The sequence below is a fragment of the Saprospiraceae bacterium genome (assembly GCA_016714025.1).
Classification (GTDB): domain Bacteria; phylum Bacteroidota; class Bacteroidia; order Chitinophagales; family Saprospiraceae; genus Vicinibacter.
This window is the reverse complement of record JADJOB010000001.1, coordinates 35,076-56,733: the sequence shown is the minus strand read 5'-3', so window position 1 is coordinate 56,733 and position 21,658 is coordinate 35,076. Positions and strand designations below refer to the sequence as shown.

Genomic DNA, 21,658 nt, shown 5'->3' with positions numbered 1-21,658 from the left:
TAGGCTTTTAGTCTGTAGATTTAAATTGAATTATAATTTCAAAATTTCCAATTGATTTTTCTGATCTATAAGACTCATTCTTTGACGACTTTCAAGGGGCCTAATTTTCCAACATCGAATAAATAATTTCCGGTGATGTAGCCATCGATGCTGGACGAATCTTCTGAGTTTGTAGAATAACTAAATGGGATTTGAATTTCTACACCCAGTTGTTTGTCCAAAGCGCTGTATTGAGCTTGTGAAAGTAGTTTGTATGGTTTTTTTAGATGATCTTTTGCCCAGGTATCTGAAAGGACGCGCGCTTGTTCAATCCAATCCAACAGGCGATCTGATTCTGTATTAAATAACCAATTTTCATTCATTGCTTTGATGGCTATCGGGTAAGCAGTTTCTGATCGCAGATAAACAATAGAATTTCTCAATTGCCAGCGGTCTGCACGTTCCCAATGTTCTAAGGGTACAATGTCTCCGAATTCAGTGTTTAATGTCTTTGGTTCCATGAAATCTATGGCCAGTCCATAATCCTTTGCCTGCGGCCAATTTTGGAGTGCGGGAGCTATTTTCTCAAGACATTGTAAACGGTTTTCAGGCTTAGGTTCTTCAAAAATTAAGATTCTCAGATACCCGTTTCGTATGCTGCAGCTGAAAGAATTCAAACCCGTTTCTTTTAAGAGTTTGAGCAAGGAGCGGGCATCTGCCAGTTCGGTTTCAGCTTTGACCAGATCAGTTTTTACTTCTTCAAGCGATATTCCCAAGTCATCTTGTCGTTTATCCCAGCGAATGTAAATCTGCAACAAACTGTCATCTTTACGCGCAACCACAGAGTTTTTAACTTTAAAACTCAAATGGTGAATCGGATCCGCCGTATGCGTATTTACAATATACAATTGACCTTTAAAATGAGTATCAAGCCAGGCTTCCAATCCATCTGTCTTTTTTCTTTTTCCAAAACAACTGTAGAGAAAACTACCAATTGCAAGGGCAATGATTATTTTTATTATTAGTGACCATCCCATGGGCAAAATTTCAAGCGTAAATTAAATCAAATTATTATCTGAAGAAATTATATTGATCAAATATCGGATTTATTTTTTATTGAATAAAAAAGTGCTTTTGGGATTTAATTTAAATTATTTTGAAGCAAAATTTTAAAATTTAATACCATATATTTTTTGTTTTTAAAAGGATTCTAATGCCCGCTAAATGTGAAAACAACACCAATGGTACCACGCAAGTTGGCAACCAATTAAAAGGAAAATACAAAACGGCAATATTGGCTTGCTCAAATGCCAATTGTTGAAATGGAAAGGGTGCTGCTAAAACTGCATGTATTACTATATTCAAAAGTAGTCCAAGGCAGATGAAATTCCAGATTAAAATAGTAATAATGCTTAATTTCTTTTGGATAAATCCATAGTAAAGAACAAAGCAAGCCGATATTCCTGAAAGGATGTCGTAATTTCTTCCAGCAAAGGTCATGAGCTCCGGTACTTTTTTATAAACAAACAATCCATACAAAACCATTTCAATTGGAATGCGGAGGGTATGCATCAGAGTCAATGTTTTGAGATCCAGGCGATCGATAAATTGTCTTCCGTTGATAGTTGCAAAAAGTCCAAAGATTAGCAAAAGTGTGGGTAGAACAGCAAGTAACAATCTGGGTGGCATGGCATCTGTTTTAAGAAAACATCCGGAGAGCCCGAGAATGGATTGAATCACAAGCCAGCTAATCAAGAGCAACAAAGTTGGTTTTGAATAATGACTTGCTTTATAGAATAATCCGACCAGACTGAAAGTGATCAATCCGAAGACCAGACTTATAGAGAGCGGTAAATTTTCCAATATTTAAATTTTTAAAATCAGATGTGCTTTATAGAAAACTAAAATGCCGTTTTATGGATATGATTCTGCTTTTAATGCAAATGCCGTCCAGGTAGCACCCAATGCATCAACAATACCCAGCATTAGTAAATTCAAAGGCATTTGACCCGTACTGATTAAAAGCAGGCATCCAACGAAAAAGCCAAATCGCAAATAAACTGAGGCTTTGATATAGATTTTGATATCATACCTGCCACATAATAAATCGTATAATCCGATCACCAACACCAACAAACCTATAAACCGTGCCCAGCCATTTGGTAGCGCAGGCAATTGAAACATATTTATTAATGTTTCAGGAACTAATAGAAAAAGGATACCCGCGATTGCGGTATAAATACCAAAGTAAAAAAGTGATTTTCCCGATTGAGTCATAAGATTATTTGGTTAAATCATTTATTGATAAATCATTCAATTTTCAATTCAATCTTTGGCATGTGCTTGATTTAAGCCATTAACTGATTTAATGTGCATGCTACAAGCTTGCCACAAACAAATTTAAAGCAGAATGTTCTGCAAACCTATTTAACTCCTGAATAAATATCAGGAGAGTATCGTATGGTCAGTTGAATGTTATTGTACTAAATTTCCAATGAGCATCCGCAATTCGGTTTCTGCGCTTTTTGCATCAAACAGGCTATTGGCCAATCGGGTGGTGGCAGCTTCATTGAGTTGTTGCGCATCTTTTAATTCCAGAATGGTTGCATCAGCCAGTTTAAATCGCTGGGCCATGATGTTTAGATTTTCAGCAGCCAGTTTGAAATTTTCCTGTTCAGCTTTTGCCAATGCAATGGCATCCTGGTATCGCTGCCAGGCATTGATTACAGTAGATTGTAAATTTACTTTCGTTTCAACATAAGCCAGTCGCACATTCTCTTTTAAAAGTTTGCTGTTTTCCACTTGCTTGCGTTGGATTCCATTGTATAAATTCCAGTTCAGGGTCAGCCCTACCAAGGGACCGCGACTTTGGTTTACTAAAAATAATCCCTGAGTCGACGAACTGCTCACAAAATTATAACCTGCATTGAGATTGATTCTTGGGTACGCATACGATTGTTGCTCTTTAATTTCATGCTGCCGTTGTTGTTCCAATAACTGCAATAGTTTTAACTGGATATTTCCGGATTCCAGTTTTGCAAGTGCTTGTTCTAAATTGATAGTTTCATCAATCTGAAGACTGTCGCTTACATCAAAATCACTGTTCAGCGATCGCATCATTAAGGTATTCAAATTTAACTTGGCGATTTTTAATTGGGAGCTTTGTTTTACAAGATTATTTTTTTGAATATTCAGATCTAACGAAGCCTGTAAAAATTCAGAGCGGGCTGATTTTCCGATCTTCAATTTAGTGTCTGCTAATTTAAGACGTTCTTCGTAGAGCGATAAATTGTTTAAAGTGCTTTTTAATAAGATGTTTTGTTTTACAATTTCAGCATAGGCATTGATCACATTGGAAATAAGCGATTCCGTATTGAACAACACATTGAGTTCGCCCATTTCTTTCAGGGTCTGAAGTTTTTTATAGGTAGCAAACATTTTGGTTCCGTCAAACAAGACCCAATTCAAGACCAATTGGCCATTGATTGATTTATTAGCCACACCCGTTTTATTAATTTCGGAGCCTGTATTGAATTCTTGCGTGAGGTTGTTGTTGGAGTAATTGGTACCCGCATTCAAATCCAAACTTGGAATCATACCTGCCTGAGCTCTGCTTAAATTATTGGATGCGATGCGGGCTTCGTTTTTACTGATAATTAATCCGAGGTTATTAAACAATGCCGTATCGATGGCTGATTGCAAACTGAGTTGAACCTGTGCACCCACTGCGAAACTGCAACTGATAAGTACCAGCAATAAAATTGTTTGTAAGCCGTTTTTCATAATTTGTTTAATAGCTGTTTCAAATTGAGATCTATCCTAATTTACTGAACCACCAATTCTGCCTGTTCTGTTTTTGTTGAATGCTTTTTCTTTGAGATGTAACTATACATTGAAGGAATGACAAATAGGGTCAAGAGCAATGAAAACATCAAACCCCCGATGACTACAATTCCCATTCCCATCCGGCTTTGAGATGCTGCTCCAAATGAAATAGCAATGGGAAGTGCACCCAGAGAAGTTGCCAGGCTTGTCATTAAAATAGGGCGTAAACGACCTACAGAAGCTTGAAGTATTGCTTCTGATTTTTCCATTCCTTTCTCTTGAAGTTTGTTTGCAAATTCAACAATCAAAATTCCGTTTTTGGTAACCAATCCGATTAACATGATAATTCCAATCTGACTAAATATATTCAGCGTTTGATTAAAATACCAAAGCGAAAACACCGCTCCGGCAATTGCCAATGGAACGGTTATCATTATAATGAGCGGGTCGCGAAAGCTTTCAAATTGTGCGGATAAAATAAGATATACCAAGAGCAAGGCCAATCCAAAAGCAAATGCCAGACTCGACGAACTCTCAGCAAAATCACGGGAAGCTCCGCTTAAAGCCGTTGTAAACGAATCGTCCAATGTTTTGGCTGCAACTTCTTCCATCGCGGCGATGCCTTCTCCAATCGTTTTTCCGGGCGCTAATTGGGCACTCACGGTTGCAGACATGTATCGGTTAAAATGATACAGCTGAGGCGGACTGCTGCTTTCTTTGGTCGAAACAATATTATCTAATTGAATAAGTTGTCCGACATTGTTGCGAACATAAATTGATTTAAGATCTATCGGTTTATCCCGGGATGCTCGTTCAAATTGGCCGATGACTTGATATTGTTTGCCAAGCATATTAAAATATGCCAGGCGTTGCGGACTAAAAGCCAATTGCAAGGTTTGTGCAATGTCTTGAACAGATACTCCCAGGTCGCGCGCTTTGTCACGATCAACCGACACGTTCAATTCAGGTTTGTTGAATTTTAAATTGGCATCTACAACTCTAAAGATTTTATTTTTTGAAGCTTCTTCCATAAATACAGGAAGTTTTTCTTTCAAGCGTTCGAAGTCGGGAGCCTGTAAAACAAATTGAATCGGCAATCCACCAAATCCACCGGTTGAAATGGTTTGTTGTTCGACTACCGATATTTTTGCTTCAGGAATTAAGGATGATTTTTGAATAAGGTATTGTGCAATTTCTTTTTGACTACGCTTGCGTTCGTCAGGATCTTTTAATGCCAATCGAACAAATGCAGAATTTGGCGAACCAGTGCCAGCAAAATTTGGAGCAGTAACTGTTAAGCAAACTCTTTTTTCTTTAATTGAATCCTGAATAAATTGAGTCATTTTATCAACAACTCCATCTGTGTATTCAAAAGTTGCACCTTCAGGTGCAGTCATTAGAATGCGCATCCAACTTCTGTCTTCGAGCGGTGCAAGTTCTGATTTTAATCCGGAACCAAAAAACCAAATCATAAACCCGCAGACTGCAATCAATCCAAAGGCCATCCAACGAAATGACAAAAACCGATTCAATGCATCCTGATATCCGGAATTGAGTTTTTCAAAATACGGTTCGGTAAATTGATAAAATTTACTTTTGGTATTTGACTTGCGCACCAATTTAGCATTTAACATGGGCGTTAGTGTCAAGGATACAAATGCCGATATTAATACGGACCCGGCCAACACAACGCCGAATTCCTGAAACAGTCTGCCAACAAATCCTTGCATAAAAATGACCGGTAAAAAAACAGAAGCCAGTGTGACCGATGTAGAAAGCACAGCAAATAAAATTTCATTAGACCCCTTTTTGGCAGCTTCTATGGGCGACATGCCGTCTTCAATTTTTTTGAAAATATTTTCTGTAACGACTATACCATCGTCAACGACCAATCCGGTTGCTAATACAATAGCCAATAAGGTCAATACATTGATAGAGTAATCCATCATGTACATAATAAAAAATGCACCGATTAAAGATACAGGAATATCTATCAAGGGTCGGAAGGCTACAATCCAATCCCGAAAAAAGAGGAAAATGATTAAGATCACCAGGAGAATCGCAATCAATAAGGTTTCGGCCACTTCATTTACCGCCTTTTTAACAAACTTGGTGTTGTCAAGCGCTATATTAATCGAAAAGTCTTTGGGCAACTCTTTCTTAAGTTGTTCAAATCGTTTGTAAAATTCATTTGCAATATCAATATAATTAGCACCGGGTTGCGGCACCAATGCCAGACCAATCATTGGGACGCCCGATTCTTTTAATACCGTTTCTTCAGCTTCAGAACCTAAGCTAGCTGTACCAACATCACGAAGTCTGACTATCGTACCATTTGTATTTTTTATGATGAGATTATTAAAATCATCTTCACTGCTTAATTTTCCTTTTGTATTAATGGTAAGTTCGGTATTGTCGCCAGCAATTTTTCCACTTGGCAATTCAACATTTTCCCGATCCAGTGCTTGTTTTACATCCAGTGGTGTTAAACCAGCTGCCGAAAGTTTTGCAGGATCAAACCAAATGCGCATGGCATATTTTTTCTGACCCCAAATTTGAATGTTACTCACTCCGGGAATGGTTTGCAATCGTTCGGCGACTACATTTTCTGCGTAATCGCTGACTTCCAGATGGCTCAGATTTTTACTCTGAAACGTCATGGAAATGATTGCATCTGCATTGGCATCTGATTTGGTGACCGTGGGCAATGCATCAATGTCTAAGGGAAGTTGTCTGACCGATTGCGATACTTTGTCGCGTACATCATTGGCAGCCGCTTCCATATTGATGTTGATGTCAAATTCAACGGTAATCACACTGGATCCCTGGTTGCTGCTGGAAGAAATGGATTTAATTCCGGCGATGCCATTTAATCCTTTTTCAAGAGGTTCCGTGATTTGACTTTCAATGATGTCAGCATTGGCACCGGAATAATTGGTGCGCACTGTTATAACCGGCGGGTCAATGCTTGGATATTCCCGCACACCTAAATACTTAAAGCCAATTACCCCAAAAAGAATAATCAGCAGATTCATCACGATCGTGAGTACGGGTCTGTTAATGCTGGTAGTCGATAAACTCACGGTATGTTATTTAGTGATTCTTAAATCAGTTCCTGGACGCAAGCCCATGATTCCTGTAATGATGATGCTATCTCCGGCATGCAAGCCTGAAAGGATTTCCACTTTGGTCTCGGTACGCAATCCGGTTTCAACCGGAACTGCTGCTGCTTTATTATTACGGCAAACAAAAACCTGCTGTCCTTTTAAAATCGGGATGATCGCCTGACTGGGAACCATCAAGGCATCTTGCTTTTTGTTGAGTACCAATTCTATTTTTGCAAACGAACCGGGAAGTAATTTATTCCCTGGGTTTTCAGCTTTTGCACGAATGCGAAGGGCGCGGGTGGATGCATCAATTCCTGGTTCAAAAGCATAAACCGTTCCCCGATATTTTTTATCGGAACCTTCTGTACTAAAATTTATGGCATTGCCAGTTTTTATTAAACTGGCATAACGTTCCGGAATCGAAAATTCTATTTTAACAGGATTGAGTTGTTGGATGCTGGTCACAATTTGTTGCGGGGTGATGTAGCTGCCTACACTGATGTTTCGCAGTCCCAATATCCCATCAAAGGGTGCGGTAATATTCGTGCGACTGATTTGCACTTTCAATACATCCGCATCTGCTTGTAATGAACGGACTTGATTGGTTGCCTGGTCATATTCTTCCCGACTCAATCCCTGGATGTCAACCAATTGTTTTGAACGCTGCAATTTTTCTTCTGCCAAAACGATTTCGGCATTGATTTTTTTTAATTGAGCCTGCAAGTCTGCATCATTGAGCTTTACCAATAATTTTCCTTTGCTGACCGGAGCGCCTTCATTGATATAAAGTCCAATCACTTTACCGGATATTTCAGGTTTTAGTTCAACCGTTTCGTTTGCAAGCAGCGAGCCGCTCGCAAATAAATTATTATCCAATGTTTCCGGTTGAAGCACAAATACACTAACCGTTGCTGCTGGTGGCATAGGTTTGGCAGCGGGTTCGCCTGGTTTTGTTGCAGGAGAATTCTTATCATCCTTCGGAGCTGGGAAATAGTAAATTTTAATCAGCACTAAGGCGACAATAAGCAAGGCAATTGAAACAAGGCTTTTCATATAGTTTATTTAAGATCTCTTTAAATTCAATGAGTGAAATTTTGTTTTGGATTTGTTGTTGTATTTCTTATTTCGTAAAATTTATATTCTATTAAATCAAGCAATTAAAAATTTAACTTAGGCTTTTGATTTAGCTTTCTGAACGGGTTTCAATTGCATCATCATCGGTACACCTACCTCGGCATCCAGTTTTGTTGAAATTTTAGCAAGCGATTCAAAAAGGAGCTGTTTATTTGAATCACTAAGTTCTGAAAACATTTTTTTATTAATTTGATCGATAGCTCTTTTTATTTCCGGGATCAACTTAATTGCCTTTGGCGTCAGTGAAATCAAATGGGCTCTCCGATTCTGACTGTTGAGTTTTTTGCTGATCATGCCTGCTTTGCTTAAGTGGTCTACGATCCGCACCATTTGAACTTTATCGATGAGGAAATAATCGGCAATGTATTGTTGCGACACGGCCCTGTTTTCGTGGTCTAATAGGAGTAAAACCGAAAAATTGCGATCCAGGTCCAAATGTTTTAAGGATTGGGAAAGCACACCAAAGTACTTTTTAGTAATCAATGCCAGGGTAGTACCCAAAGGCAGCCATTCGTGGGTTGATGAATTCATCATAGTATGGATAACAGTTAACATTGTAAACTGTTTAAATGAGACTTGAATTTGTTTGAATCAATTAAAGGGAAGGATGGTTGCTTTCAGCTTGCACTTACATTTTACAAAATTTCTGCAACCGTCATAAACAGTATTAAAGTTCAAGATATTTACTCGGCCGGATCAAATTTTTAAAGATCTCCAGGCGCTTAAATCCGTAAGAATGGAAATTGTTTTGGCTTGTGAGCAAATTACAAATGCATCTTAAAGGAAATCCATACGTACAAATAGCGGTTTTTAAAACCTACGATGTACTTGAAATAATTAAAATTTTCTTAAGGCATTTACTTTATGGGATCAGCATCTTTTGATTCTAATTTAAATTGAACAATTAGAGAAGCGAAAACCAGACTTGCGCCAAAAGCTTTTAAAAAATCACGTACATCTCCAGACAATTCAAAGAAAGAATGAGTTAGTAAATCAAAACTCATAAAAATGCTACCTGCAACCATCAGCAGAAGGGTCGGTCTTTTTATGCGATTAAATAGTTTCATCTGCTTGCTTAAATTTAAGTAAATATAGTATATTATTTTATTAAACCTTGATTCAATTTACGTTAGGATTATTTTAATGCTAAGTTATTTCCTTCTAAAGTTGAATAATTTTTAAGCAATCGCTTCTTGGTTTATAAGTTTAGGATTTATATTTTATCAGATTGAGAACTCACGTTAAACTATGTGAAATTCTTGGAGCACGAATGGAATGATTCAACTAAACAAAAATAATCTGTCCAATGAATTATTATAAATTTTCAAAAGTAACAGGCAGTTTAGCATTCAGCAGTTCAGGTAATTTCTTATTGTATCCTCATAGGTAATTTAGCTTCCTGAATTCAAAGAAATCGCATAATGTACCAACTGATATATTGTAAAAGACAATAAACAGGATATCAACATCCGGATTGCGGTAGTTGGCCAATTAAATTTAAATACTTTTTTAAGTGATATGAAAAGAAATGCAATCAATACCATCAAACTTAGTATTAAAAGTACTTTCAAAAGCATGACGCTGATGGACGAGAAAATCATTATTTCAGAAAGCAAAATGGAATAAAACACAAGAAAAAAACATGAAAAGTGTATTGAATAAATTATGGTATCATAATATAACAGTCCTTTTTTATAAAAAATGACAAAGAGGATGCTGGCATTAATCGGAATCATTATCAAAAAAAGCCATTTAAATATGCTTGAAACCATGATACTCACTTCAGGAACAGTCATGTTGCGGCTAATTCGGAGTTTTTTATTAGCTGCATAAAAACGGGTAATGAGGTTGTTGCTGTACCCAAATTTTGTCAACCAGTCTGCCAGCCGATTAGAATCTGTTTTTTTTAATTCCCTTAGATCGGCATTGGTGACTTGAGGGTTTTTCATAAACCAGGAAAATGGGGCAACCAAAATGACATCTTGAATACTATCTGCTGATTGATCAAACATTTCACTGATGGTTAAGTTGTTTTTAATTGCGTCATCAGCGTATGATCCGAAATAGCCTGATTTTGCAAGATTTTTCTCAAATACACCTATAATGAGGAATGTGAAAATTGATATAAAAATAAATAGACGCACAGGGGGTGTATAACGACCTCGGATGTTGTTAATGTAATCCAGAGAAATTTGACCTGGATGTAGTAACAAGACTTTAAAAGAATACCAAAATTTTGAATCAAAATGGATTAAGCTTTCCAGCAACTCATATGCATAATGAATGAGTGGAAACCTGGGGTTGTGATTTTCCTGACCGCAATTTGGACAATAATTAATGTGTTCGCCCTTGGCTTCAAATTCAAATAGACAATTTGCGCATGCATGCTGTTTTAGTTTTTTTCGACTCATGGTATTTCAGGCGGATAGATAATAAGTGGTTAAAATCGTTGAGAATTGGAATAGGTAAAACAAACCTGGCATCTGCTTTGTAATGCGGTCATTGCAAATTTATAATTTTCCAGGAGAATAAAAGACCTCCATTTGCCTCTTTGCTCCCGATCGTTTTAAATATTGCCATGTTTTCGAATCCAAAGCTATCCAAATCAATAAAATTTGCAGGCCTTATATCAATTTACTTTGAACTGGTTATTATAAATTCAAATAAAACCAGCCTGACGAAAATCATTGAATTTGGAAATTTCATTGATAACAATCTTCCCGAGAGTTAACAACAAAGTTCTTAACTATTCAAACTATCTGCCAATTTTAACGTTTCAATTTTAGTGAATAGATGGGTGCGATTGCAATTAAAATTCACAAGTGATTTTGAGTGTTAAATTGAATAAAATCTAAGATAAATAAATAGTAAAAATCTAATCATAATTCTAAAACAAATAAAAAACAAACCATTTATATGAGTGAAGAAAGCAAATGCCCTTTTTCAGGAGGAAAAATTAAACAGAGTGCAGGCAATGGCCCCGGCAACCGCGATTGGTGGCCCAATCAGTTAAAACTGAATATTCTACGGCAACATGCAGCTCAATCCAATCCAATGGATGCGGAATTCAATTATGCTGAAGCATTTAAGTCGCTTGATTTAAATCTTGTTAAAAAAGATATTTTTGAGTTAATGACCAACTCGCAGTCCTGGTGGCCTGCAGATTACGGACATTACGGACCCTTCTTTATCCGGATGGCCTGGCACAGTGCAGGTACTTACCGGATCTCTGACGGACGTGGGGGAGCGGGTTCCGGAACTCAGCGCTTTGCGCCACTCAACAGTTGGCCCGACAATGCCAATCTCGATAAAGCGCGATTGCTTTTGTGGCCTATAAAACAGAAATACGGAAAGAAAATTTCCTGGGCAGACCTGATGATTTTGGCTGGTAACTGTGCGCTTGAATCCATGGGATTTAAAACCTTTGGTTTTGGCGGTGGCCGGGAAGATGTTTGGGAACCCGAACAAGATATTTATTGGGGTTCTGAATCCAAATGGCTGGATGATAAACGGTATTCTGGAGACCGGGAGCTAGAAAATCCATTGGCTGCCGTTCAGATGGGATTGATTTACGTCAACCCGGAAGGTCCTAATGGAAATCCGGATCCACTTGCAGCAGCCCGCGATATTCGCGAAACCTTTGCACGCATGGCTATGAACGACGAAGAAACCGTAGCATTAATTGCCGGCGGACACACTTTTGGAAAAACCCACGGTGCTGCCGACCCGAGCAAATATGTCGGTCCGGAACCAGCAGCTGCTTCGATTGAAGAGCAGGGTTTGGGATGGAAAAACAGCTTTGGAAAAGGTTCAGGAGGCGATACCATCACCAGTGGACTGGAAGGTGCCTGGACGACCACACCGACCAAATGGAGTAATAACTTTTTTTGGAACCTGTTTGGTTATGAATGGGAATTGAGCAAAAGTCCGGCAGGTGCACACCAGTGGAAACCAAAACATGGCATGGGTGTTGATTCGGTGCCTGATGCACACGATCCGAACAAACGGCATGCTCCCATCATGTTGACCACCGATCTTGCTCTTCGAATGGATCCTGCCTATGAAAAAATATCCAGACGATTCCATGAAAATCCGGATGCGTTTGCCGATGCATTTGCACGAGCCTGGTTTAAACTGACCCACCGGGATATGGGCCCAATTGCACGTTACCTGGGTCCGGAAGTTCCGAAGGAAACACTCATCTGGCAAGATCCCGTTCCTGCGGTTAGCTATCCACTCATTGATCACCACGATGAAGCCATTTTAAAAGAAAAGATATTAGCATCGGGGCTCTCAATTTCCGAACTCGTTTCTACAGCCTGGGCTTCCGCCTCAACATTTAGAGGATCAGACAAACGAGGAGGCGCAAACGGTGCACGGATCAGACTTTTACCTCAAAAGAATTGGGAAGTCAATCAGCCTCAGCAATTAGCCAAAGTAATTCAGGTACTGGAAAAAATTCAGAATGAATTTAATAAAGAACAGAGCACCGGCAAGACGCTTTCAATGGCCGATTTGATCGTTTTAGCAGGAAATGCAGCAATTGAAAAAGCAGCACAGCAGGCAGGACACGAAGTAAAAGTACCATTTACAGCAGGACGCACCGATGCAAGCCAGGAACAAACCGATATCGATTCCTTTGCAGTACTTGAGCCGCTTGCAGATGGATTCCGAAATTATGCTAAATCAGCATACCGTGCAGCAGCTGAAGAACTGTTAGTAGATCGCGCCCAATTGCTAAACTTGACGGTACCTGAAATGACCGTGCTGATTGGAGGAATGCGCGTACTCAAAACCAATTTCAATCAATCAGCGCATGGGGTATTTACCCAACGCCCGGAAGTACTAAGCAATGATTTCTTTGTCAATTTATTAGACCTTTCAACTGGATGGAAAGCAATTGATAACTCAAAGGAACTTTTCGAAGGCAGTGACCGTGCAAGTGGAAAAGCAAAATGGACGGCAAGCCGTGTGGATTTAATTTTTGGTTCCAATTCAGAATTGCGCGCACTTGCAGAAGTATATGCCTGCGATGATGCACAAGAAAAGTTTGTCAACGATTTTGTTGCAGCCTGGACGAAAGTGATGAATTTAGATCGGTTTGATTTGAACTAAGAATTTATGTTCATTAATAATTGATTCCATTTCGTTTGGTTATTTAAACTGAACTAGAAACTTCATTATTCTTGGAAGGGGGCTGTTTACATAGCATCATTGGTTGATTCCAATTTTAAATTTTGTTTTTGTTAAAAAAACAATTTGCTAAGTACACAAAACTTAAAGCCCCTTCCAAGGGGTTTGGGGTTCAAATGATGTTGAAAGAAAAGTAAATTCCATTTTAAGGTGGTATTTTAAATAATGAAAAAATTGTTAGAATCTAACTTGTCTCAATTTTTAATATGATCAGGTATTGCTGATAATGTTTGTTGATTGAATGGTTTATATATTTGAAAGACTGGTCACAAATAAAACCAGAATGGATTTTAATTTGTCTTGAGCAAAAATAATTCACATGTAGTTTTATACTACGCTCTCGACGGAAAAGGTCCTTTTATGGATATAATAAATCGAGTATTAACAGCGACAGATCTTAAATCGGGTAATGCGAAGGTTGTATTGCCATCGCCACCATAAAGCGTGCCTATCAGTGCGAATAAAGCTTGATTGTTTATCTTGATTAACTGGCCTTCACAAAATTCCCAACCAATCGGCAATTCATCATCAGAATATGGTATTATAATTCCAAGAAAATTTAAATTATCCAGAAAGCCGGATAGCGATATAATAAAACGAACACCTCCGTATCTTTTTTCTTCTTCCCGCAAATCAGGAACAGCAAACAAGGTATTATCTTCTTCAGCAGAAATCGAACCCAAGTTTGCATACAAATCCGGAAACTGACTAATGGGCAAGAGTTGTCCTTTGCAAAAAGCGTAATTGTATGGTTCAAAATTACCTGCAAATAACACAATGGGTTCAACAGACGTGATGTTTTTGTCAATCATAGAATGCGCGGTAATAAGAAGGTTTCAGGTTCTTTAGTAAAATGCATTAAAGATATCCATTATTCTAAAAAGCTAACAAGCTGATAAGCTAAAAAGCTAACAAGCTCAAAAGCTTAACAGCTTAAAAGCTTAACAGCTTAAAAGCTTAACAGCTTAAAAGCTTAACAGCTTAAAAGCTTAACAGCTTAAAAGCTTAACAGCTTAATAGCTTAATAGCTCAAAAGCTGTCACCAATACTAAACAGTTGAAAATTATAACTTTTCTTCCAGTCCGCACTGTCTGCAATTTTGGTCCAGACATACTTTGGATCATTGGAAGGCAATTGTGTTGTAGAAGTTGGCTTTATTTTATTGTTGGGAAGATTCGTGCAGGAAGCAAGAAGGATTAGAATGATGGGGATTGGGTAGGGGAGCATTTATATAATTCGTAATTTAGATGCTGTTCCTTAAAAAATAAGTATAAGTTGCGATGTCTATTTTTGACTAGCGAACTTAATTTTCAACTGATCCAAGTCCGTTTCTGGTATTTAATTCTCCATTTATTGTTTTCTTTTCTTAAAATGTATCGTATTCCCATACCACATTCACCACCACAATAAAGTTCCATATCAAATAGCATCGTTTTATGATCTAATGAAATGATAGGGTTTGAAAATTTAATCAGGGCATGTGCTTTATAGGTTTTTTCAAGAACAATAAAAAAATCATAGGGGGGACTAAACTGTCTAATAGAATCTAGGGTCGATGCTTGAATTGTTTTGCCGTTTATTTTATTAGGATTTAGAAGACTGTCTTTAAAGCTTGTAATTTGATTATACATATAGTCAATGTCTCCTTTGTCTATTAATCCTTTTAAATTATAGGATCTAAGCAGGTCTTTTGAGATTGAAACGACCCCAATAGGTCTTAACGGGGGTGGTAGCGGAGATGTTAAGCAATTATTGTTATCCCGCCATTTGTCATAATCAAATGAATCTTGAGCTACTTTTATTAAATCTAATTCAATGATTCTGCTCGTATCGACAATTTGCATTCTAATGAAATCATCTATGATCTCATAGTAATTTTCAAATTTGTCTTCAGAATGGTTGTTGCAGGATGAAGTGACTAAATAAAAAATTAATAGTGTTAATTTAAGAAATTTCATAGGAATGCAATTTATGGCCTCAAACGCAGAGCTATGTTGAAGATATTGTGTTAATAGACAAATTTACCTCTAAAATGTTAAATTATCAGACTATGACTTTGCTAACCGCTGTAATTGTGACTTGAACGCAAAGTTTATCCTGTATTTCAGGAGTGGTGTAGGAGGCGTACACTGATAAAGGCATCTGGCAGGGGCCGTTTACTCGATTATAGGATATTTATTTAGTCCATAAATATAATATCTCCTAGATGTGAACAATTAAAAATGGTTTCTGGAATTAGAATTGAATCATTTGAAACCAACCTAATATTTATATATAAAGGAATTTGATGTTGTATTGATTGCAATACCAAACAATTTATTGTATCAGGACTAGTATTGAAAAGTTTAATACCTGAATTCAGTAATATTGAGTCGCAGTTATCCTTAATTTGCGGTATTTTCCAAGATTCAATCTCAATAACCTTGCCTACATTTAAGTTAAAGTATTTCGAACTGGGATTGTTGTTAATCAAACTACATTCATTTCCGGAAATTTGTTTGAATAAGTGATTGCATGATTTATCATCATTTGTATTACATCTTATAAAGATGGTTAGAGCGACTAATAACAAAATCAATTTTGAAAAAGACATGTTTTTATTTTAATGGTCTATAACGTTTAGTACTGGCGACGGACGACCGATAGGGAGTCTGTAGTACAGTACATTGTTATCCTTATTTATTCAATTTTTGTTTCTAAATTTTTGAATCGTTCTGCATTTTCTGGATATAAATCAATCATAAACCAATGATTCTTCATTATCTCCAATGATTTAGAAATTATTTCTTTTTGATATTCTATTTCTTCAACTTTTCTTTTGAATTCTGAATCTGCTTTCTTTCCTTCTAAATCTTTGTATCTATTCAATAATTCATGTTTAAATTGTCCTTCATTAATTTTTTCTTTGAATTTGGATATTAATTTTTGGTATGCTCCTACACTGTTCAAATAGTCAAATGGCTGAAATCCCCCATTATGTTTTGGTATCTCTTCAAATGCTTTTCCAAGATCATAGGTAGGGATTAATATTTTATAAAATTCAAAAAGACATCTGTCAAGCTTATTCCAATTTATATCATACCTTGGACCAATCATCAAAAAGTAAGGCGATCTTATTGTGTTAAAGAATTCAGTCCTAATTAGGGCTCCTTTACACAAGGCCATAATTAATATCGTAGTGTTTTTTGCCCTTGTGTTCATTTCACTAAGCTCTTTCGTCAATTCGGACCAAAGAATTTCATCTTCAAGAAGTTTAATTCCAGTTCCATCTTCATTTCCGTGTGCAGCTATATGGATTAAAGGGAATAAGTTATCTGCATCCTTAATTTTTCTTATTCCGTTTATTAGATGTTCTTTGTTTATTATTTTCACATAATAGAACTGGGTAAGATCTTTATCTCTAAGACCATCAATTACTTTACCAATGGCAATTGTAGTTCTGTCATCTTCTAATGATTCAAAAATGAAATATCCATTAATTTTTGTTGTGGAAGGTAGGCTTGTCATTTAATTATAATTAAGGATAACGGTTCGCAGCTTGCAGAAGGCGGGACTTTCGAAGCACCATCTGTCAACCTACGACTAAAGGTTATCCGGAGCCGAAAAGTTTCTGCATCAACGTCCGCCTCGCTTTTGGCAAGATGCTGTTAGGCGTAGTTATTCCAAGCTTGTTTATATAGTCGCAATTAATGTCTGCAATTTTGTCTGCAAATACTTTGAAGCTGGGAGAATTTTTATACATCTTTTTAATGTCAGCATTTAAGAACATATCAACGCAATCAGTCGTCTTGCCATAAGAACCAATTACTTCTTTAAGTTTCCCGCAACCATTTATGCAGTCTGTGTTTAATGGTTTTCCCTTTTTACTCTTTAGTTTGTCCCAGTCGGCAAGAATCCAATTTTCTAACATTCTATCTGCAACTCCAACTCTTAGGTCAAGGTTATTAATGCCCTCTTTTTTAATTGACTCTTCAAGCTTAGCTATCATTTCCTTGCATGATATATTTCTTGATTCTTTATCAACCAATATAATTACAGGGTAATGTCGATTATTCAATACTTTTATTAATGATGCGATTTTTTTTGCCATAGCCTCAATGGAAACATCTTTTCCATTTAAGTCTGTTCTTCGAATTGGAGCACCTGGACAGATATTTTGAATAATATTTCGTTCGGTGAAACCATCAACTATAAATGCAGGATTCATCATGCCTCAAAAGAATCTGAAAAGTAAAAATGACCTAAACCAAACCCAGACTGAGAAATTTCCTCTTTTAAGGCTTGAATATTTGCAATTCTTCTTGCTGAAGTTTTACCCTCCACTAGGTCAACTAGAATAACTTCTTCTGGATTGCTTGAATTGAGAAGTGATTCACTGTGGGTAGTCATGATTATAAAAGAATGATTCTTCTTTTGTTCGATATGCTCTCTCATTATTTTTGCAATTTCGGCTTGCATCCAAGGATGCAAGAAATTTTCAGGTTCCTCAATTGAAAAAATAGTTTTTGAAGTTAGTATTGCTGTTATTAAAGTCAGCCATTTAATTGTTCCATCAGACATTGATGAAAGAGGTAGAACAGCATCATATGAACCAGTTTTTATAAAAATTCGCACAATCAACCTATTGTCAAAAGGGTCATTGTCCACAGTTAAATCAACTATTGTTTTGTTAGCGAGTTTTAAATATGAAATTATTTTTTTTAATGATTTTGGGTCATAATTTCTTTCTGGTCTCTCAATGAAATAATGAAATCTAAATTCTACAACTTGGCTAAAAGGTTTACTTTTCTTTAATGCATAAAGTGTTGTTGCTAAACCTGAACCGTCCTTCTTAATTCCAGGTGGCGTTGCTGCATCCTCTTGCTCCTTAACTTTACTCGGCACGACATTAAATGACTCCCCTCCTAAAATATCGTTTATTATTATGTTTGCTGACTCTATTATTGGAAAAAGTGGAGCAACAATTATTCTAGCTGATGGGTCATTTTGAGTAATGAATTCTTTAAACCCCTTTTCAAAGTCCTCTTCTTTGTCATTTGGATTAAAAAAGAACCGAGGTTTGAATTTTTTTCTATTCAACTCATGTATTGTTACGATTGGTTTTTCGGATGCTTTATATTGAAATTCAAGATGGAAGTCCCAAACTGTTTTTCCTTTTATTTCGTCAGGGTCTGCCCAAAATTTGGTAGCAGTTCTAACTTTGATGTCTTGGTAGTCAAAGTATATATCGTCTTTTGAAAATGACGACTTTATTATTGTCGTGTATTCATAAATAATAAAAGTGTTTGCTTCGGCTTGAGACGAGCCGAATATTTTAAATTTTATTGTGTCCTGATACTCTTCTTTACCTATTTTTTTGAATATAGAACCTGCTCCTCCGATTGAACTTACGGCATGTCCAATTGAGTTGTTGGCAATTTTAGAAAGGAATTCAAAAAAGAGAATAATGTTTGTTTTTCCGGCACCATTAGGTCCAACAAGTATATTCAAACCTGACTTCAGTTTTAGTTCGAACTCCGAAAGAGATTTGAATCCGTCAACTTCTATTTTTGTTATCATTGCAAATTATTCTATTTGTTGTCTTTCTATAATTACGCCTAACATGAGGGTACTTGCGATGTGCCGTCATGTTTGGTAACCAAAAGTAAGAAATAGTATTTTATTTTCAGCCGAAAGTGAACATTAAATTTATTGGCGGCATGATCGTAAGTGCTATGTTATGTGATGTTAATTGAAATTTTTGATCAATAGACTATCAAACTTTAGTACTTGAAGCCATGAATAAGGCATTATTCTTAAATCAGTTTCTAGTTGAAAACAAATAAGTTTATTTCGATAAAAACTAAACTCATATTTAGGAATAAACTTACCATGATTTTTTCTTTGAATTGTATCTAATATTTTTTGATTTTTTATAATATTTATAACTGTATCAATATGACCTTTTCGTTTTATTCTCCCGATTTCATAGTCAACAATATAATTAGTATACTTTCCTTTATAGCCATCAATTTCAATTGGTTTCAATTTATCTATTCGTATTGAATCAATATTTGCCATATCAGAAATATCTAAAAGATTTTCTGTAGTTAATAAATTAATTCTGTTTGCCTGACTAATTATCTTGAGTAATTTTTTTTCTATTTCTACAAGATCTCTACAATTTGATTCTGAACCATAATACCGAAAATTATTAATTAGACTATCCTTCAATAAAAATTTTAAACTCGAAGTTGAAGCATGCGTTATCATTATTCTTTCAAGTCGAAAAGTATCTGACAGTATTCTTTGAGCTTCTTCATTTATAAGTTTAAATATTTGATTCTGTTTAGAAACCTGAGCATAATATTTGGGCCCATATTTGCACGAGCCATATCCATCACATTCGCCACGTTCTAATTGTAAAAATATTATTGAATCACTTGACACAATTAATTGAATATAAGAGCTATCAGAGTGAGTTGATAGATGAATTTCATCATAGAGTTTTTTTTGCTTGTTACAAGAACAATTTAAAATTATAATAAGTAAATAAAAATTGAGTCTCATCATATTTTTAATATCACAGAACGGCCAGAGATTGAAGCAGGCAGAGCATTTTCGATGATTGCCAAAAGATACAAACTCAAGCCAAATTTACGAATTTTTCTTGATTAAAAGATTTATGCTCTGCTTGCTTAAATCTCATGTTATAGGAGGCCTTTTCTATTTCCATTTGAATATTTCTAATCCATTAATTTGAAAAACAACTAAAATACTATTTATTGTTACTAGCACGAAACACAACAGTCCAATAGAAAAAAATACAAAGCAAGATATTCTAGCCCAGAACCTTGTTGTTTTGCTATATTCAAGTATATTCCAAAATGAGACCTTCAAATTTTCATTTTCAATTCGTTGATTCAATTGTTCATTCAATTTTATTCTTTCAAATTTTACCTCGTCACTTCCTGTTTCATAGCTATTTGACCATGTCGGTCTCTTTGATTCTTGATCGTCATAATATTTTCTAATAAAATTAAATTTTTCAATCTTGTCAGCTGGTAAAGTCCGCATGAATGCATCCATATATTCTTTACTTTGGTCTGATAATGGATTTTCCTTTCTAAAATTCCTATATTTTAAATTGAATTCATCAAAGGGAATTTTAAGATCCTCGCTGTACTTGTTTAAATGCCAAAAAATTCTTCCATTACTAATAAAATCTGAATAAGTAGAATTTTCCTTTATAATTAAAGGAGCGAATATTTGGAAAATTAATGTTCCTAATGTGAATAGAATTGCACTTAAAAACAGCAATTGCCAGTTGAATGGAATTAAATCAGCTGATTTTAAAAAATCTAATTTTGTAATTATTGAAACGATTAGAGGGATAATAAATAAATAGATATATGTTCGCCTGACGTAAATGTTATTTCCAATATATGCAAGGAATTTCCAATTTATTAGATTCATAAAATTGAGTTTTTAATTGATCTTTAGGTCTCCTATAACATACAAATCTACGCAATAATTGCGCTAAGCGGCTTATGTATGAAGGTCCATTTGGTCTAACTGATTCGCGATTTTCCGACAATCCATATCTATGATATGAATGTAAATCTCTATGGTATTAATTTAGTGGTATCCTATAATTTGATAGATTTAATTTAAATCTATACCACCATTCAGTAAATTATTATTTATTTTATAAGAATCTGTTTGGGATAAAGTAGATAAATTATAGTCAATTTATTGCAATTAAATACGGCTTCGCCGCAACCACTCACAAAAATTATTGCAAAGGCCGAATAAAACTATTTGTAAAAATTAAATATTAACGCATCACCCAAACTGCAAATCATCCAGAGGCATTTCAATCAGAAATCCCATAGACCATTGCTCCAATTTGAGTTGTACGGTTTTCTTGCCTAAAAAATCCATAAGCAGTCCGCTCTGACCGGCAAGCAATCCGGAGCGGATTTTTACAAATTGTCCTTTTAGTTTTTTTAATGGTTGAAGCGAGGAGGGGATAAGCAACGACTGACTCGTTTGGAGTAAGTTCATTTCTTTCTCATCCAATACCGCATCGCGGTTTTCATGCTTCACATAATGCATTACCCCCTTTGCCTGAAACACCGCATTGCGGTCTTTGGCTTCATTGCACACAAATAAATAACTCGGAAACGCCGGCACCTTCATTTTTTTAATCCGGTCCGACCAAGCCCGCTTCACTTCTATTTTTGGTAAATAATGCCGGATGCCGAGCTTCTCCAATTGCTGCTCGACTTTAAATTCATACCTGCTTTGGATGTATAATACTCTCCAGATGGGCATACACGGGTTGGTTGTTCAGCGAAGATAGCAAGTACTTGTTAATTTTTACAATCTGTTTGTTAATTTTTTCTTAAAAGGATTTAAGGCTGTTAGACTATTAGACT

General features: G+C 36.1%; 19 protein-coding genes. 1 reads left to right on the top strand and 18 read right to left on the bottom strand.

Annotation, left to right across the window (positions count from 1 at the left end):
- Positions 1-74: 74 nt before the first annotated feature.
- The 9 genes from IPJ80_00255 to IPJ80_00215 form a co-directional block, all read right to left on the bottom strand.
- The gene (locus tag IPJ80_00255) at positions 75-1,016 is read right to left on the bottom strand and encodes a hypothetical protein (GenBank protein ID MBK7911912.1); all 942 of its coding nucleotides are present in this window, start codon (positions 1,014-1,016) and stop codon (positions 75-77) included.
- 139 nt (positions 1,017-1,155) lie between these two features.
- Positions 1,156-1,842, bottom strand: a complete 687-nt coding sequence (locus tag IPJ80_00250; GenBank protein ID MBK7911911.1) for a hypothetical protein — start codon at positions 1,840-1,842, stop codon at positions 1,156-1,158.
- Positions 1,843-1,893: 51 nt separating this feature from the next.
- Positions 1,894-2,256, bottom strand: a complete 363-nt coding sequence (locus IPJ80_00245) for a DUF2065 family protein (protein MBK7911910.1) — start codon at positions 2,254-2,256, stop codon at positions 1,894-1,896.
- A gap of 198 nt (positions 2,257-2,454) precedes the next feature.
- A complete protein-coding gene (locus tag IPJ80_00240) occupies positions 2,455-3,762 on the bottom strand; it encodes a TolC family protein (protein MBK7911909.1) in 1,308 nt (435 codons plus the stop codon).
- 41 nt (positions 3,763-3,803) lie between these two features.
- Positions 3,804-6,887, bottom strand: a complete 3,084-nt coding sequence (locus IPJ80_00235) for an efflux RND transporter permease subunit (GenBank protein MBK7911908.1) — start codon at positions 6,885-6,887, stop codon at positions 3,804-3,806.
- Between the two features lie 6 nt (positions 6,888-6,893).
- Positions 6,894-7,964, bottom strand: a complete 1,071-nt coding sequence (locus tag IPJ80_00230; GenBank protein ID MBK7911907.1) for an efflux RND transporter periplasmic adaptor subunit — start codon at positions 7,962-7,964, stop codon at positions 6,894-6,896.
- Positions 7,965-8,081: 117 nt separating this feature from the next.
- Complete coding sequence (locus tag IPJ80_00225) at positions 8,082-8,600, bottom strand: MarR family transcriptional regulator (protein MBK7911906.1); 519 nt, start codon at positions 8,598-8,600, stop codon at positions 8,082-8,084.
- Between the two features lie 302 nt (positions 8,601-8,902).
- On the bottom strand, positions 8,903-9,112 hold the full coding sequence (locus IPJ80_00220) for a hypothetical protein (protein ID MBK7911905.1): 210 nt from the start codon (positions 9,110-9,112) through the stop codon (positions 8,903-8,905).
- A 324-nt stretch (positions 9,113-9,436) separates the two neighbouring features.
- The gene (locus IPJ80_00215; protein ID MBK7911904.1) at positions 9,437-10,456 is read right to left on the bottom strand and encodes a DUF3667 domain-containing protein; all 1,020 of its coding nucleotides are present in this window, start codon (positions 10,454-10,456) and stop codon (positions 9,437-9,439) included.
- A gap of 505 nt (positions 10,457-10,961) precedes the next feature.
- Here IPJ80_00215 and katG point away from each other — a divergent pair.
- The gene (gene katG, locus IPJ80_00210; protein MBK7911903.1) at positions 10,962-13,160 is read left to right on the top strand and encodes a catalase/peroxidase HPI; all 2,199 of its coding nucleotides are present in this window, start codon (positions 10,962-10,964) and stop codon (positions 13,158-13,160) included.
- A 410-nt stretch (positions 13,161-13,570) separates the two neighbouring features.
- Here katG and IPJ80_00205 read toward each other — a convergent pair whose 3' ends face one another.
- The 9 genes from IPJ80_00205 to IPJ80_00165 all read right to left on the bottom strand — a co-directional run bounded on the left by IPJ80_00205 (position 13,571) and on the right by IPJ80_00165 (position 21,554).
- Complete coding sequence (locus tag IPJ80_00205; protein MBK7911902.1) at positions 13,571-14,050, bottom strand: tail fiber protein; 480 nt, start codon at positions 14,048-14,050, stop codon at positions 13,571-13,573.
- 217 nt (positions 14,051-14,267) lie between these two features.
- Entirely contained in the window at positions 14,268-14,465 is a 198-nt protein-coding gene (locus IPJ80_00200; GenBank protein ID MBK7911901.1) for a hypothetical protein, read from the bottom strand.
- 83 nt (positions 14,466-14,548) lie between these two features.
- Positions 14,549-15,196 (bottom strand): hypothetical protein, encoded by a 648-nt coding sequence (locus tag IPJ80_00195; GenBank protein ID MBK7911900.1) that lies wholly within the window; start codon positions 15,194-15,196, stop codon positions 14,549-14,551.
- Positions 15,197-15,917: 721 nt separating this feature from the next.
- Positions 15,918-16,745 carry a hypothetical protein gene (locus tag IPJ80_00190; GenBank protein ID MBK7911899.1) on the bottom strand — a complete coding sequence of 276 codons (828 nt, stop codon included), beginning with the start codon at positions 16,743-16,745 and terminating at the stop codon, positions 15,918-15,920.
- Between the two features lie 82 nt (positions 16,746-16,827).
- Positions 16,828-17,448, bottom strand: coding sequence for a DUF4276 family protein (locus tag IPJ80_00185; protein MBK7911898.1), 621 nt, complete (start codon positions 17,446-17,448; stop codon positions 16,828-16,830).
- A complete protein-coding gene (locus IPJ80_00180; GenBank protein ID MBK7911897.1) occupies positions 17,445-18,797 on the bottom strand; it encodes an AAA family ATPase in 1,353 nt (450 codons plus the stop codon). The genes IPJ80_00185 and IPJ80_00180 overlap by 4 nt, the downstream gene beginning before the upstream one ends.
- Positions 18,798-18,965: 168 nt before the next feature.
- Positions 18,966-19,790: a hypothetical protein gene (locus IPJ80_00175; protein MBK7911896.1), complete on the bottom strand. Its 825-nt coding sequence runs from the start codon at positions 19,788-19,790 to the stop codon at positions 18,966-18,968.
- Between the two features lie 153 nt (positions 19,791-19,943).
- Complete coding sequence (locus IPJ80_00170) at positions 19,944-20,693, bottom strand: hypothetical protein (protein MBK7911895.1); 750 nt, start codon at positions 20,691-20,693, stop codon at positions 19,944-19,946.
- 369 nt (positions 20,694-21,062) lie between these two features.
- On the bottom strand, positions 21,063-21,554 hold the full coding sequence (locus IPJ80_00165) for a UpxY family transcription antiterminator (GenBank protein MBK7911894.1): 492 nt from the start codon (positions 21,552-21,554) through the stop codon (positions 21,063-21,065).
- Positions 21,555-21,658: the final 104 nt, after the last annotated feature.